The organism is Agarivorans sp. Alg241-V36, assembly GCF_900537085.1.
Lineage (GTDB): Bacteria > Pseudomonadota > Gammaproteobacteria > Enterobacterales > Celerinatantimonadaceae > Agarivorans.
The window spans coordinates 226,279-239,520 of sequence record NZ_UNRE01000001.1; the positions used below are offsets into that span (position 1 = coordinate 226,279).

10 protein-coding genes are annotated in these 13,242 nt (G+C 45.4%); 4 read left to right on the plus strand and 6 right to left on the minus strand.

All coding sequences use genetic code 11. The annotated features are described in order from the left end of the window. Positions 1–289 precede the first annotated feature (289 nt). A complete protein-coding gene (locus tag G6R11_RS01070; RefSeq protein WP_163130534.1) occupies positions 290–607 on the plus strand; it encodes a heavy metal-binding domain-containing protein in 318 nt (105 codons plus the stop codon). 37 nt (positions 608–644) lie between these two features. On the opposite strand, the gene G6R11_RS01075 is transcribed toward G6R11_RS01070, so the two are convergent. From G6R11_RS01075 to G6R11_RS01085, 3 genes are all read right to left on the minus strand, one after another. Beyond that, positions 645–1,235, minus strand: a complete 591-nt coding sequence (locus G6R11_RS01075; protein WP_163130537.1) for a PEP-CTERM sorting domain-containing protein — start codon at positions 1,233–1,235, stop codon at positions 645–647. A 254-nt stretch (positions 1,236–1,489) separates the two neighbouring features. Beyond that, complete coding sequence (locus G6R11_RS01080; protein WP_163130540.1) at positions 1,490–4,585, minus strand: efflux RND transporter permease subunit; 3,096 nt, start codon at positions 4,583–4,585, stop codon at positions 1,490–1,492. Next, a complete protein-coding gene (locus G6R11_RS01085; RefSeq protein WP_163130543.1) occupies positions 4,582–5,706 on the minus strand; it encodes an efflux RND transporter periplasmic adaptor subunit in 1,125 nt (374 codons plus the stop codon). The genes G6R11_RS01080 and G6R11_RS01085 overlap by 4 nt, the downstream gene beginning before the upstream one ends. 251 nt (positions 5,707–5,957) lie before the next feature. Here G6R11_RS01085 and G6R11_RS01090 point away from each other — a divergent pair, with 251 nt between their 5' ends. Then, positions 5,958–6,905 carry a LysR family transcriptional regulator gene (locus G6R11_RS01090; protein ID WP_163130546.1) on the plus strand — a complete coding sequence of 316 codons (948 nt, stop codon included), beginning with the start codon at positions 5,958–5,960 and terminating at the stop codon, positions 6,903–6,905. A 76-nt stretch (positions 6,906–6,981) separates the two neighbouring features. Here the strand turns inward: G6R11_RS01090 and G6R11_RS01095 are convergent, their stop codons facing one another. Together G6R11_RS01095 and G6R11_RS01100 are read right to left on the minus strand one after the other, a co-directional pair. Further along, positions 6,982–8,613, minus strand: coding sequence for a methyl-accepting chemotaxis protein (locus G6R11_RS01095; protein WP_163130549.1), 1,632 nt, complete (start codon positions 8,611–8,613; stop codon positions 6,982–6,984). A 235-nt stretch (positions 8,614–8,848) separates the two neighbouring features. Then, entirely contained in the window at positions 8,849–9,883 is a 1,035-nt protein-coding gene (locus tag G6R11_RS01100) for a DUF2157 domain-containing protein (RefSeq protein WP_163130552.1), read from the minus strand. A 155-nt stretch (positions 9,884–10,038) separates the two neighbouring features. Between G6R11_RS01100 and G6R11_RS01105 the strand changes: the two genes are divergently transcribed. After that, positions 10,039–10,806, plus strand: a complete 768-nt coding sequence (locus G6R11_RS01105) for an ABC transporter substrate-binding protein (protein ID WP_163130554.1) — start codon at positions 10,039–10,041, stop codon at positions 10,804–10,806. Between the two features lie 118 nt (positions 10,807–10,924). Beyond that, complete coding sequence (locus tag G6R11_RS01110; RefSeq protein ID WP_163130557.1) at positions 10,925–11,680, plus strand: hypothetical protein; 756 nt, start codon at positions 10,925–10,927, stop codon at positions 11,678–11,680. Here the strand turns inward: G6R11_RS01110 and G6R11_RS01115 are convergent. Next, positions 11,677–12,618, minus strand: a complete 942-nt coding sequence (locus tag G6R11_RS01115) for a pyridoxal-phosphate dependent enzyme (protein WP_163130559.1) — start codon at positions 12,616–12,618, stop codon at positions 11,677–11,679. The two genes, G6R11_RS01110 and G6R11_RS01115, sit on opposite strands and share 4 nt — an antisense overlap. Positions 12,619–13,242: the final 624 nt, after the last annotated feature.

Below are 13,242 nucleotides of genomic sequence, written 5' to 3' on the forward strand. Positions count from 1 at the left end.
CACATAAAGGGGCAGGCATGTGTTTATTAGTCCAGCTTACTTCCTTCATTGACGCCGAGTCGCGGAAGTAACAAGCGATCAAGCTGAGCACTGTTTGAGCGTAGCGAGTTGCGTATGCGCGCTTGCCCACTGAGCAACGAAGGATAAAGATAATGCAGGGCGACCTTTCTTTTTGCTTAACTAAGCTCTGCCAGCATATCAAACGAGAACGGGCTGAAAGTACTGGAAGCTTTGCTTTTAAGCTATCATTCCAAAGGAAAAGACAAGCTCCCTTACCTAAGGAATCAAGATGATTTTTACTACTACAGAATCAATAGCCGGTAAGCCAACTAGTGAAGTATTAGGCGTGGTGACTGGCAGTGTGGTGCAGTCTAAACACATTGGTCGCGACATTATGGCGGGTTTTAAAAGCATTGTTGGTGGCGAAATTCGTGGTTATACCGAGATGCTTAGCGAAGCGCGAGATGTGGCGATTCAGCGCATGGTAGAAAGCGCCCAAAACAAAGGTGCCGATGCAGTGGTGGGCATTCGTTTTACCACTAGCGCGATTATGGATGGTTCTTCAGAAATTATGGTGTTTGGCACAGCGGTTAAACTAAGTCAATAAAGGCCGAAAGTTCAGCCTTTTAGTGATGTTTAAATAGTTAAGCTTTTTTGAATCGACTTGCAGCTAAGCCTAGTAAACCAAAAGCGAAGATGGCTAATGTAGTTGGCTCAGTAACAGTAGCTGGGCTGTTAAATCTCGCTTGGAACGTTCCAGTTGTATCGCCATTGTTAAATACTAGTTTGCCGCCGCTTGTGTTCACACTAGGGCTTCTGTTCCACTGCAGAAATGATACGCTATCAACAACGGTATCGAGGGCTGTTAATAGGTCGTAGCTGCCAACGTTAAAAACGTTATACAGATCCATACCCGATTGACCTGCTCTAGAAAGACCTAAGATTCCGTTGGTAACGAAAGTTCGAGTGCCGCTGACAAAATCGAACACGCCGACATTATCGATAGTAATTGTGGTGCTAATGGCATCGATGTATTGACAGGTAGCACTACAAGATTGAAGGTCATCTGTGTTGGAATACTCTGTGATGGTAAAAAAGCTATCAGTGAATGCTTGACCACCAATGGTGCCAGAGCCTGTGCCGGTGTATTCAAATTCAATCAAACCAGCATTTGCAAAACCGCTAAATGATATAGCTAACAAAGCTATAAATGCCTTTAACGTCTTCATATTCATATTACTTCCTTTGTAATTCATTTCTTGAAAGACTCATTCTTTCACCGCCCGTATATGCACAAATCGAGCCCAAATAAAAAATCTATTAAATTCAGCATCTTATGGAGTTTGGTGGATTTGGGCTATAAAAAAGTGTAAATAAATCAGTCACCTATGGTTATTAATTGAACTATCATTTGTTGGTTTTTTGTACAAGGAAGCAGCGGCTAAACTAAGCCAATAAAGGCCAAACTCGGCCTTTATTGGCTTTGGCATTAAGAGTTAAATACCGCCACTTTAGGGGCTAGCTTAGCCACATCTCGGCGGGTAAATACGCCAAGCAAAGTAGGGATGATCACCAAGGTAACGCCAGTGGCAAATAGCTCGCCAAATACCAATGATACCGCCGCTGGCTTTAGGTATTGAGCTTGCTCGGCGCTTTCTAGTAATAAAGGCAGCAGGCCGCACACGGTGGTGATGGTGGTTAAAAATATCGCGCGTACTCGGCTAGTACCAGCTTTGATTAAGGCTTGTTTTAAGGGCATTCCCGCTCGGTAGTATTGGTTAAAGCGGGTAATGAGTACCAGCGAGTCGTTAACTACGATGCCGGTCATCGCCATCATGCCAAACATCGATAAAATACTTAGCGGCAGGCCCATTAAGCCGTGGCCAAATATTGCGCCGGCAAAGCCAAAGGGGATCACTGCCATTATTATCATTGGTTGCCAATAGGATTTTAAAGGCACTGCCAACAATATATAAATCAGCACTAATGTCATGATCATGGCTGATTTAAAGCCTGCTTGTACCTCGCCTAACTCTTCAAACTCGCCATCGGGTTTAATGCTTACCCCAGGGTAGCGTTGCTCAATGTCTTTAAAGATTGGCTGTAATTTGGCCAGTACTTCTTCGGGAGATTGAATGCTACGATCTTGTCGCCAGTATAGGTTCACCACTTGCTCTTGGTTGCGTCGGTATAGCACCTCTGCATGTTGTTCAAAATGCAAAGTGGCAACGTCGCCCAGCATTAATGATTCGCCATTTTCTAAGAATATTGGCGTAGCAAGCAGTTGCTGAGTGGTGGTTTTTTGGCTGTGGTTGTAGCGCACAATTACTTTAGTTTCTTGGCCTTGTTGCAATAGTCGGTGGATCTCGCGCTCTCCAAAGGCGCCGCCAGCGAACAGTGCCAATTGCCGTTGGGTTAAGCCAAGTAGACGCCCAAAGTCGTTAAGCTCGATACGCAATTGCTGGCTACCACCGCGGGCGTTGTGGCGAACATCTTGTGCGCCCGCGAGGCGACTAACTTGTTGGCTAAGCGCGCTGGCTGCGAGTACTGCCAGCTGTCGGTCTTCGGCACTAATGGCAAGGCTGGTTCCGCCTGCTGGCTCATCGTCGGCAGTAAACTCGCTAGAGTAAGCGCCTTCAATTGTGCCGTTTAGCTCTCGCCATGTATTGAGCAGGAGATTATTGGGCAGGCTGGTGAGTGCTTGATTGCTGATTTCCAAGGTGGCTTCTACCGAGCCATAGCCGTCTGACCAAATCAGTAAATTTTCGATGGGTGGCTGGTCTAGCTGGTATTGTTGCTGAACTTGCAGATTCAGCTGTAAGGCGCTTTGCTCGAGTTGAAACAAGGTTTTTTGTTGGAGTGGGAGTGGGGCGCCGTCTTCCAAGCTAACGTTAGCACTAATATAGCGGCCAGGAATTTCGGGAAAGATGGCGCTGCGAATAAGCCCCGTGGACCAAAAGCCGTAGGCCAAAAGTACCAAGGCAAAAAAGCTAATCAAAGTAGCGGTTTTGTTATCAATAGCTTTGCTCAAAATGGGGCTATAAATGTTTTGGCTAAAGCGATTTAGCCCCGTTTGCGCTAGTTGCTGCAGCTTGTTAAACCAAGAAGCTTGTTGGCGATTGGAGCGATAGCGAATCGCCGCTAAATGCGCTGGCAAAATGAGTTTGCTTTCGATAAGCGAAAACAGCAGCGCAAAAATAACCACCGCAGAAAAACTGGCAAGCAATTTTGCTAGTTCATTGTCTATCCATAACATTGGTGAGAAGGCGGCAATGGTGGTAAGCGCCCCAAATACGGTGGCAACAGAAACCGACTCTAAACCTTGCCACGCGGCCTTGAGTGGATGTTTGCTTTTGCTGCGTTGCTCATGAATGCTTTCGCCCACCACCACGGCATCATCCACCAAAATACCTAGCACCAAAATAATGCCAAACAAGGTGATGTCGTTAATGCTGTAATTCATAAAACCCATGGCGGCGAAGGTACCCGCGATAGCGACTGGAATACCCATGGCCACCCAAAACGCCACTTTTAGCTCTAAGAAAATGCCCAGCAGGATTAATACAATCAGTAAGCCTTGCCAGGCGTTGTTGCTTAAGCGGCTTAGCTGGTCCTCAATATAAGGTGCCATATCGGCCATGGTGGATAGACTTACATCTTGCGGTAAGCGCTCAGCCTGTTGGGTTAGCACTTGTTTAATTGCTTGGCTTACTTCTAGCAGGTTGTCTTGTTGGCTGGTGCTAATGAGCAGTGCAATGGCAGATTCACCATTATTGCGCACTATTGAGCCACTGGCTTCATAGTCACGATAAACGTGGGCCAAATCGCCGAGGTTTACGCTGCCCGTGGGGCTAGATAAAATGCCCAGCTGCTTTAACTCTTGCAAGTTGTCGGCGTAACCATCGCCGCGCAATACCATGCGGCCGCGAGCACTTTTAAGCTCGCCGCTGCGGGTTTCTATAGACATTTGTTCAATTCGCGAAGATAAGTCTTCTAGGCTTAGGCGATAGTTTTTAAGCTGCTCTAGTTTTGGCTCTATCACAATTAAAGGCATGCGCGCCCCCCAATTGCTTACCTTGGCAATTTTGGGGTGTTTTTTAAGTGCTAGCTCTACTTGGCGGGCAATTGGCTGTAATTGTTGGTCGGGTCGGGGGGCTGAAATAATCACAAAGGCAGCAAGGTTGGTGAATTCATCTCGGCTTATCTGCGGGCTTTCGGCTTGCACGGGGAAGTTTGCTATCGCATTTACTCGGTTGCGAACATCTTCTATTAGGCGGTCTAGTTCGGTGCCAGAAGTTTTGCGCACGCGCACTTGAGAAAAGCCAGCTGAAGACTCGCTAACAATTTGTTTGATGCCACTTAAATCAGCGATGGCTTGCTCAATACGTTGGGTTACGCTTTGGTCAATTTGTTTAGCGGTACCGCCTGGGTAGGCAACACTTATCACTAAGCTAGAGGGGGCAATTTGCGGAAACGATTCAACCCTGAGCTGTTTGAGAGACAGCAAACCCGCCACAATAATTGCCAGCATGAGTAGGTTAGCTGCAACGCTGTTATGTAAAAACCAATGGCTTAGGGTTCTCATGCTTGATTCTCCTGCACAAGATTAGGGTTCACTCGCAAACCTGGCAGCAGCGAGGGTAGTGGATAAATAACTACGCTACGGGTTTGTTCAGGATGCGTAACAAACTTAAGCCATACGCTGTTTTCGTTTTCATCTAAGACTGTGACTTGCTCAAGCTGTAATTGCTGCTCATTGTCTATGGTCCATACTTCGCCATCGTTAGTTAGCGCGCTAACTGGCAGCTTCGCAACTAAGGGTTGCGGAGCTAAACTCACTTGAATGCTTACCTGTTGTTCGGGCAGCAGCATCGGCTTAGTTTGGTAAGGGTTTTTAACGCTCAACACCACTTGTCGTTGGCGAGTGCTAGCATCCACTTGCGGGGCAATGTAGCGCAGGGTGGCTGGCCAAGTTTTATTCTGTCGGTCGATAACGCTTATCTTTGGCTCCGCGAAGCTGGCTTGAATTCGAGACCAATGCAGCTCGGAAACCGGTAGAGTAACGTCGATGCTTTCGCTGGAGGCAATATCAAATAGCGGGTCACCAATATCAAGTTGCTGCTTGGGGCTCACGTAGCTGTTTATGATAATGGCATTAAAAGGGGCTGCTACTTGGCTGTCGTGCAATCGCTGCTGAATGCTTTTGTAGCTACTCTTGGCTTGGGCCAGCTCTGCTTTGGCAGCTGCTAGTTGCGGCTCTCGCCTGGCAAAAGCCGAGCTGGTTTTGCTCGATAGCATGCTTAGCGCGACGGTTTGCTCGTGTTTTTCGCGCAAGTAATTTAGCTCGGCCAGCTTTATTTGACTGAGTGCTGCACTTAGCTCTGCCTGCAAGTGAATCGGGTCTACCGTTAGCAAAAGCTGCTGCTTGGTCACCAAAGCGCCGGGGTTTAGCTGCTCATCTAAGTTGATAATTTGGCCGCTACTTTGGGCTTTTATTTGATTAAACCAGCGGGCTTTAGTTATGCCGCTAAGTAACAGTTTGGCTTGGTAGTTGCCGGGGGTGACTTGCACTGCACTCAATGGCAGGTACTCAACTTTTGCAGGTGGCTCTTCAAGAGCTTGAGGCTCGAAAATCACAATTGCACTTAACGAGAGGACTAATAAGCCTATCGCAATTAGGATGGGTTTAATCGCCAGTTTTTTCACAAAAGCTCCTTGGCATCTACCCTTTAAAAGGGCGCGTTTGTTTAATCAATAACCTTGAGCAAAGTATAAAATTGGCGGCGCTAAACTCTGTCGCAACTTACTGGCGATTTTGTATGATTGGCAGTGACAAATGCTGACAAAGACGTGCTGAGTTGTTGCATTGGCTAAAGTGGAGTATGTTGACGGGCGTTGCTTTGCTTAGTGCCTGCAGCGGGTGAAGTAAGCAAGTTTTTTAAGCTTAGGGAGAAATAATGTCGGTTACCAAACACTTGTCTTTGTTTGTTGATGTGGTGCAGCAAGGCTCATTTGCCAAAGCTGCCGCCTTGCACAACATGGATAATTCTTTGCTCTCTAAGCAGATAAAAAAGCTAGAAGCGGATCTTGGGGTACAGCTGCTTAATCGCTCCACCCGATCTTTTTCGTTAACGCCGGCGGGAGAAGAGATCTTCGACAAAGCCCTGACGTTGGTGGAGACCTTGGGCGATATTCATATTATTGCCGACTCTTACCAATTAGAACCTAAAGGCACCTTACGCATTGCTGCGCCCATTTTCTTTGGCCAGCAATATCTGCAACCCGTGGTATCGGCGTTTATCAAGCAATACCCGCAAGTTAAAATTAGCATGGTATTAGAAGATCGCCGCACCGACATTATTGCCGACCACTACGATTTAGCTTTTCGTATTGGTAAGTTGAGCAGCTCTAACCTAATCGCCAAAAAGTTAGCCAAAACCCACTTTGCCTTAGTCGCCTCCAATAGCTTTATTGAACAATACGGAATGCCAGAAACACCAGAGCAGCTAATTAGCTTGCCCGCCGTTGTGTATAGCAATGGTGAGCGGGTGCTCGACCACATTAAATTGAGCGAAGTGCCACATGGCGAGCCGAATCAAAGTTACCGAATGCGTGGTAATTATAAGGTGAGCGATGTGCGAGCCTTAATGGGAGCTGTGTGTGATGGCGTTGGTTATTCGATGATTGATTTGTTTAACCTTGAGGCATCTACCGACACCTTAGGCTTAGTGCCGTTGCTCACTAACTACCAAATATCTACCATGGATACTGGCATTTATGCGGTTTATCCGCACCGTAAACAAACGGTGTTAGTGAAAGAATTTATTGATGCGGTGCAGCAACATATTGGCACTCCACCATTTTGGATAAACCACCTGCCTAACTACCAAGAGCTTTACCAGTAAGCATCAAAAGTGCAGGCAAAAAAAGAGCAAGCATTGCTGCTTGCTCACCTTTAGAGTTTGACTGCTACTTACTTAACTATACCGATACTTTAAAGCGGCTAAGTTGCTGGTTTAACTGTTCTGCTTGCTCAATGGCTAGCTGTGCTGCAGCTAAAGAGTCAGTGGAGTTCTCCAAGTTAATTCGGGTTTTATCGGCCAACTCCGTTAGGTTGCGGTCGATATCTTCGGTTACATGGCTTTGCTGTTCGGTTGAAGTGGCAGTTGATACCGATACCTCACTCACTTTTGAGGTCGACTCTAAGATCTGATTGAGGGCCTCTAGGGTTTGGCCTGCTAAATCTACTGTGCCTTCGGCAACTGTGGAGCCTTTGTTAATGGCGTCTACTGCTTGGGTTACGCCGCTTTGTAGCGCTTCAATCATTTTTTGAATGTCTTCGGTAGATTGTTGCGTTTTACTGGCGAGGCTTCTTACTTCGTCGGCTACCACGGCAAATCCGCGACCTTGCTCGCCGGCTCGTGCAGCTTCAATAGCGGCGTTTAAGGCAAGTAAGTTGGTTTGCTCTGCAATGCCACGAATAACATCTAGCACCGAGGCTATGCGGTCAGAATCTTGCGATAAGTTTTCTACCACGTTGGCAGCTTCTTGCACGGTGTTAGACAGCAAGCTGATGTGCTCCACCGATTCCTTGGTAACGTTTTGTCCCTGCTCGGTTTGGCTATTAACAGTGTTGATTTCTTCGGCAGCGTGGTTGGCGTTATTGGCTACTTCTCTAATGGCGGCGGCCATTTGCGTAACGGCTGTAGCAATCATTTCTACCGATTGATTTTGCTCTTTACTTACCTCTGTTGTTTGCTCAGATTTTTGGGCAATGCCAGCGATAGAGTGGTTAAGTTCCTGAGAGAACTTATTCACATTGCCAATTAAGCCTTCTAGCAAATCAACAAACTGGTTGAAGCTAGTGGCTAGCTCACCTATTTCATCATTGCGCTGTACTTCTAAGCGTTGGGTTAAGTCGCCATCGCCCTGAGAAATATCGTTAATGCGGGTGGTGATGCGGGTGATCGAATCAACCAGAATTTTGGGACCGAAGTAGGCCAGTAAGATAGATAAAATTACTGCAATGCTGGCAACAGTAGCGAGCACACTTAATTGGCTGGAAACATCGGCAGATGATTGCTGCTCAATATCATCGGCCAGTTTTTCGGCGGCTTCGGTAGCGATATTGTAAAGCTCGCGTAGGTTTTCAAAATTTTGCACACTTTGCCCAGCACTTAAGGCGATGGCCTGCTTTTGCTTGCCGTCTTTTAGTAAGGTAAAAACCTCGCTGCTGGGTTTTTTCCATTGATTAAATCGTTGCTCAAAGCTTTGTAAGCCCTTAGTGGCTTCGGGGTAGTCGCTTAGCAATTCTTTAAACTTTTGCATGCGCTGGTGGGCTTGCTCAGCATTTTCTTGGTAATTATCTATTAGGCCAGCGTATGCTGAACTTGGCGCTTCTAGTGCTTCTAGTTCGGCCACTCTCGCTTGGTAAAGGTCTCGGTCTGCATTTAGTACGGCGGCTAGCGCGGGAAGGATATTCTCTTCTACGGTGAGTAAGCTGTTGTAAGTACTTTTGCCAAGGTTGAAACCAATCAGCGATACCAATATCAATAACAAAGCATTTACAGCAAAAATTACAGAATACTTAAACCTCAAACTTTTAACATTCATCGTTACCGTCCGTATCAAACAAATTACTGATAATTAGCTTATATAAAACAAAGCGATATAGGCATAGTTATAAGCTCTAATTGTAGGCAAGCAAAACCAAATTTGTATGAATGTGAAATTATTTTTACTTTTTGAGTGGGAGTTTAAATATATTTCCCGTTTTCTCACTAGTTGGTCATACATAATGACTAGAGAGCTGGGGGAATGTTTAGCCAAACAATTCCCCTTACGGCGCTTAATGCAGTTTGTTGGTGAGTAATTCTTGCAGGGGCAGGGGCAAATACCCGCGCAAACCTTGGCTTATTGTGTCTTGATGCTTCTGCCAGAGAATACCCAAATACACCATAGCAAGGCCGATTAGTGTTAGCGAAATTGGGAATAACCAGCTGTCTTTAAATACTTGATCGGCAAGGTGGTAAAAGTAATAAAAGCAGCCCATGGCAGCAAAAACCACAAATACTCGGCGGGCAAGAATCACCCCAGCCAGCATCATCGCCAAGTTAGTAAGAAAGTAGCCAAATTTTGCCCACTCACTATTGGATTCTTGAAAGCTTAAACCACACCAGAAAGTGAGTACGCCAAAGATATATAGCCAAAATGCGAAATCGGCGCTGTGGCGACTGCGTATATCTACCCAAAAGGCCAACAAGATCATGGCTAAACCAAAATACAAAGAGACCAGACTCCGCAAGTGAAAGTCGGGGCGTTCGCCTGCCAACATGGCAGCGATATCCATGCTTATATACCAAAGGGTGATAGCCAGCGGCATTAGCATAAAGGGGTAACGGTAGCGCCAGCAAAGCACTAGGCCAACGATCAGCGTGGCTATTTCCATATATAGCCAGTGCCATTGTATATAGCGGTGGTAGTCGTGATATTGGCTGGAACTAGGCCACCAACCCATGGCTTGCTGTAAACCATATGTTGCCAAAGGGGTAAGACAAATAACAAAAGTGGCGCATAAACCCGCAGGAATAATATGACCTTGTTGTTTAAAACGCTGGCAAAGAAGTAGTGCCATTACTGCGTATAACAGGCTAATACTAACGATGCCCCAGCCTCCAAAACCCTCCCAGGCTAGATTCATAAACAAGGTCATGGCGCCTATAGCGATTAATCCGCCAAAGTAATACAACAAATGACTAAAGCTAAAATTAGCCGTGCTGTTTGATTGCAGCTGTAAAAAACTGAGCAAGTTTTCCGCTTGCTGCTGGCTGATAATATCGGCTTCAACGGCTTGTTGTAATTTACGTGGGGTAATTTGAGTCATTAGTGAGTCCTTGTACTACATGTCATCAGCTTGCCATTGTTCATTTTAAAAAACTAAGTTATTTATCAAAAATATCTACTCAAGGCTAACTTGACATATAAGCCTAGCTGTCGCTTTACTTAGGTATCTCAATTGTTGATGGACTTGATTCGACTATGGCGCTTAAGTTTTTGATAGCCATGATTATTTTTATTTATAGTAGCTGTTTGAGTGCTAAACATTCTGGCGACTTTTATCGTTTTTATGCTTTGAACTCTAAACCTGCGGGCTTTCAAGAAGAGGGTGAAACGAAAGGTTATTACGTCGATATACTTAAGTTGATTGCTCAGCGTTTGGCTGTAGATGATGCCAAAGTTGCGGTGGTTCCTTACCCTAGAATCATAAATGAGCTGCTGCATAACGAACAAGGTGTGGTGATTTCTTGCTTGTTTCCTAATAAAAAGTTCGACGGATTAGTTCACCAGCCAGTTGCTGTAGCCAGTTTTCAAACGGCAGTGGTTAGCCTAGCTCAGAACCCTTTTACGTGGGATAACCTAGAGGGTAAAAGGGTGGCCTCGTTAAGAGGAGCCAGCAAAGTTTATGGGCAAAGGTTGTATGATGCCGCAGAACTGGGGCAAGTGACCATGCTGTCGGCATCAAACTATCCGCAAGCGCTTAAGCTGTTAAAAATAGGGAGGATAGACGGCTTTGCAGGCAATCTAGGGCTCATTTCCAATTTAGCACAAGAGATGGATATCAAGCTTGCTCAGCCTGCTCATTTAAGCACTACCCAGTCATATATCACTATTTCTATAGCGCCTAATACCGCCAACGCCGAGCAAATTTTGCAAGATATCGCGCTAAACGTGAAACAGCTTCTCGAGCGTGGTGAAATTCAAGATATTGTAGAGAGTTACCTACCTAAAGCGATTCAAGAACGCTAGCACTAAGCCTTCAAAGCTGGTTGTTGTGATAATTTAAAATCTGCCCTTTACTATTGGCTCGTGTCATAGCGACTACACTTAAATGACATTTGCATGATAGTGATTGCGGGGATGGCTTATGACGCGAACTTGCTTATGGATAATACTAAGCTATTGCAGCTTAAGCTCTGCACTAGTGGCAGAAGAGTTATGGGTGGGGAAAGTGTGCCCTGTTACTTATCAGCAACAGACGCTGGGTGTACTGGTTTTTTCAGAGGCCTGGTATCACAGCAGCCGCCAACAAGCCTCTTATATTCCACGAGATAACGCCACTGGAGTAGGCCTAGAAATCCACCTATTTGCTAATCGTTTAGGTGAGTTAGACTTAGCCAACCAAGCCCAGTGTAATCAATACCGCATGTTGCAAATTCGCACCACTAATCGTCGTTTGCTGGGCAATGAACAAAGGGCGCAAATTGATGCGCCGTCTAGCTTTGTAGAACCTTTTTATGATGCTTCTCCGCTCGAGCACGGTAGTGGGGTGCACCAAACGCCCGCAGATACTAGCGATAAACCTTGGAATGAACCGCCCTCTAGAGCCTCTACCTTAGCGATTTACGATACGCCTTTTGTGTCAGACGCCTTAGGTAAAGAAGGCCAAGATATCATGGTGGAGTTTGAAACCTGCGTGGTATGCCAACGAGACCAAGGTTACGACACTATTTTGTCTTGCGGTCGCTGGGGCTATAGCCGCGAGTATATGGACGAAAACACCGGTTGGGCCGAGCCCGAATTTCATGGTACCGAGTGCTTAAACAGCCCTAGCCCTCATTACCAAGAAACAGTGAGTTTGTCAGAAGAGTTTCCTTACAGCTATTGGCTTGATTGGCGTTAAGTTAAATCGGGGTACTTGCGTTTATAACGCGGTAGCATGCTTTGGTTACCCAGTAAGCCGCCTTGGTGAATATATAAGGTTGGTGTTTCATCTGCTTGTTCTTCAACTTGCTCTTCAAGAAAGGACATTAAGCATTGCCAGCCAATGGGATCGTAGAGCAGTTCAAATTCAAGTTCGGTTTGCTGCTTAAGATCTAGCCAGGTTTGGTAGTGCTCTCGATACAACTTACCAAAGTGATACTTCTTTTCACGCGGCAGAATAATCGGGTGGGTCGCGGTATTACTATTAAGCTGGGTAAATTGCAGGCTTAAGTAGTCATCATCTCCTACACAGGCACAGCTATATACTGTTATGCAGGGATTCATTTGGCTAAAATACTCACTCAAAAATAAGGCGGTAGTGCCGGTACCCGCTGGCAGCATTACATTTAAACGGCCAATATGACTTTGATGCTGCCATTGCTCAATTTCTTCCGCTAGGGTGACCACGCCCTCTCGCGCATATTCACAGCGCCCACCTTCTGGAATAAACAATTGCTGCGGAGATAAGCTGGGTTTAACAATGGTTTGCATAAAACTGTCTAAATTGGCTTGCTGTTGTCGATGCAAGCTACTTACTTCAATGATCCGCGCGCCTAGCTCCAGAGCAGCTTGATAGTTGCCACAAGGGTTTTGCTTTAGCCAGCTGGGAATATGGTCTACATAAAATTCGCATTTCCATTGCTTGAGCTTTGCCAGTGCGGCTAATGAGTACAAGGAGTTGGCTTGCGCAGAGCCACTTCCAACTAGGGTGCTTACGCCTGGTTGCGGGTGTTTTAAAAAGTGGTAAAACTTGCGCGCTTTATTGCCAGAGAATTGCGGGTGCAGTAAATCATCACGCTTTACGTAGATTTTCTTATGCTGAAAATGTACCAACTGTACTGGAGATGGTTTAAACAACAGGCAACCAAATGTGATGAGTCTGTGGTGATTAGTTTACGTTGACTTGATTCAGTGGCAAAGCAATTTAATGATTGTGAGACAACAACTTGGATGACTGCTTATTATTGCATGCAATTGTGAAAACTTCGTGACAAAAAAATGTGGGCAAAAAGATCTATCAAAAATTTTGGCGATCCCTTAGCGATCTTGCGCGCAGCCCAGCGTTGGCGGGGAAGATTAGATTTATGTGGATGACAAGACTTAGTTAACAAATAAAAATAGAAGCCTTAGTTGATTTTTTACTTGTCAATGAGAGTAACAACTGCCTATTTCCTTCACTGCAATATATTTCACTGAAATAAGCTAAATAATCCAAACAGCTTTTCCCACAGAAACGGTGCACAAAGCTGTGGATAAAATTCTCTACCCTGTGAAGTTAGTGGCTTGTAGCGGATCGGCTTTTAGCGTCAATAATGTCACCTAAAATTAGTAAAAAATTCTTTTTTACTGCTTCTTTGTTTCGTGGCGTTGACATTTTTCCGTTAGTTAAAATAAATACAAAAATAGAACGTTTCATGAGCCTTGTTTTTAGAATGTAATGGCTAAAAAACTAAGCCTATATTGACTTTTATCCTAAGAATG